Raw genomic sequence first — 2179 nt, forward strand, 5'->3', positions numbered from 1 at the left:
GGAGTGTGCGCCGTGAGGCGCTCGTGGCTCGAGTGGAGGTGAAAGACCGCCACCATCGCCCTCTCGCAGCAGGGCGGTTGAAGCTGGGGGCAGCCTGAACCGGGAGGTGCCGGGGAGGGCGGGAAGCAGCCCCGACAAAGCCGGGACGTGCCAGTACTGCCAGATGGTGCGGGTCCGGCAAGCGAGACGGAGAGGAGTACGCGAGGAACCGGCGTCTACGCCTCCTTAAGGCACGCCAGCTCGAACCTGGTGGATCAGGGCTGGATGCGGTGCGTCCCTGCTGGATATTCGGCTGGCGGGGAACTTCCCGGGTGGTCTATTCGTGCCGCGCGGGGAGGCCACGGTGAAGTGCTGCGGGGTAGCCGTGGCGAGGCCGCGGGGGCATAGCCGGGCTCCTACTCCGACGATCGAACAACGAGCGAACACGGGAACCGTCCCGGTTCCGCCCTCCTGCCGCGCGTCCAGCTCGGGCGGGGGCTGGGTCCATCGTCGGCCGATCGGACCGGGACGGGGCGGAGCCGCCGTAGTACTCCGAGCCGGGGAGAGCCCGGCACATGGGGAAGGGCGGCAGCGGTTTCGAGAAGGGAAGGAGGCTGCAATGCCGAAAGACGCGCCGCTGAACAGTGGTGCCCCCGAGGCCCCGTTGGGGTCTCACCAGCGGGTATCGGGGATGCAGACCAAGCTTCACCGTTGGGCGGCGGCTGACCATGGCCGCAGGTTCGACGATCTGTTCAACCTCGTATGCGACCCGGCGACGCTGCTCGTGGCGTTCGAACGGGTCGCGGGCAACAAGGGAGCCCGGACCCCGGGCGTCGACGGTCTCACGGTCGTCGGCGTCGAGCGGGAACTCGGTCTCCCGGGCTACCTGGAGGACCTGCAACGCGTGCTGAAGACGGGTGAGTTCCGCCCGCTGCCGGTGCGCGAACGCAAGATCCCCAAGCCCGGCGGAAGCGGGAAGGTGCGCAAGCTCGGCATCCCGACCGTCTCCGACCGGGTGGTCCAGGCGGCCCTCAAGCTGGTGCTGGAGCCGATCTTCGAGGCCGACTTCCTGCCGGTCTCCTACGGTTTCCGGCCCATGCGGCGTGCGCACGACGCGATCGCCGAGATCCACCGCTACGGCACCAGCGGCTATCGCTGGGTGCTCGATGCGGATATCGAGGCGTGCTTCGACTCCATCGACCACACGGCCCTGATGGACCGGGTGCGTGCGAGAGTCAAGGACAAGCGCGTGCTGCGGCTGGTCAAGGCGTTTCTCAAGGCCGGCGTCCTCACGGAGGGCGGCGGCCGCGAGGAGACCTTCACCGGCACTCCGCAGGGCGGCATCCTCTCCCCGCTGCTGGCGAACATCGCCCTGTCCGCGCTCGACGAGCACGTGATGGAGCCGTGGGAGCCGGGCGGAAGGATGTCCACCAGAGGCAGGCGGGCACACCATCGTCTCCACGGCCGCGCAAACTGGCGCATCGTCCGCTACGCGGACGACTTCGTTGTCCTGGTCGACGGCAGCCGGGACGACGTAGCCCGTCTGCACGAGGACATCGCCGACGTACTGCACCCTCTCGGACTGAGGCTGTCACCAGCCAAGACTCAGATCGTGCACATGTCGGACGGGTTCGACTTCCTTGGGTTCCGCATCCAGTGGCGCCGCAAGCGAGGATCGAACAAGTGGTACGTCTACACCTTCATCGCCAAGAGGCCCATCCGGCAGCTGAAGGACAAGATCCGTGCCCTGACGAACAGAACGTCGCAGCAGGACCCGGGGACCGTGCTGAAGAGGATCAACTTGATTCTGCGCGGCTGGGTCAACTACTTCAAGCACGCGGTATGCAAGACCACGCTCAAAGCCCTGGACCAGTTCGTATGGCGACGGGTGACCAGCTGGTGGATGGTGCTGCATCGCTGGAGGTGGAAGGACGTCCGCCGACGCTTCACCGACCGCAACGGCCGGTGGCACAAGCTCTCGGCGGACGGGATCGAACTATTCCCCATGGTCTCGACCGCGGTCACCCGCTATCGCTACCGGGGCGACACGATCCCCAACCCCTGGAAACTCAACCACGCCTGAACGGCAGAGACCGTGGAGAGCCCGGTGCGGTGAGAGCCGCACGCCGGGTTCGGCGAGCGGCACGGAGAAACGGACCGGTGGCAACACCGGCACCGCGCTCCGTGCCGACTCAACAGT

The 2179-nt window shown here is 67.4% G+C and carries 1 protein-coding gene; it reads left to right on the forward strand.

Features of this window, described 5'->3' with window-relative positions; genetic code table 11:
* Positions 1–670: 670 nt before the first annotated feature.
* Complete coding sequence (gene ltrA / locus VT52_RS34270) at positions 671–2062, forward strand: group II intron reverse transcriptase/maturase (protein WP_476756027.1); 1392 nt, start codon at positions 671–673, stop codon at positions 2060–2062.
* Positions 2063–2179: the final 117 nt, after the last annotated feature.

It is taken from the genome of Streptomyces malaysiense (assembly GCF_000980885.2).
GTDB classification, from domain to species: Bacteria; Actinomycetota; Actinomycetes; order Streptomycetales; family Streptomycetaceae; genus Streptomyces; species Streptomyces malaysiense.

Coding starts and splice junctions, on each gene's coding strand:
- ltrA (WP_476756027.1), top strand. CDS start 671: ATGCAGACCAAGCTTCACCGTTGGGCGGCGGCTGACCATGGCCGCAGG.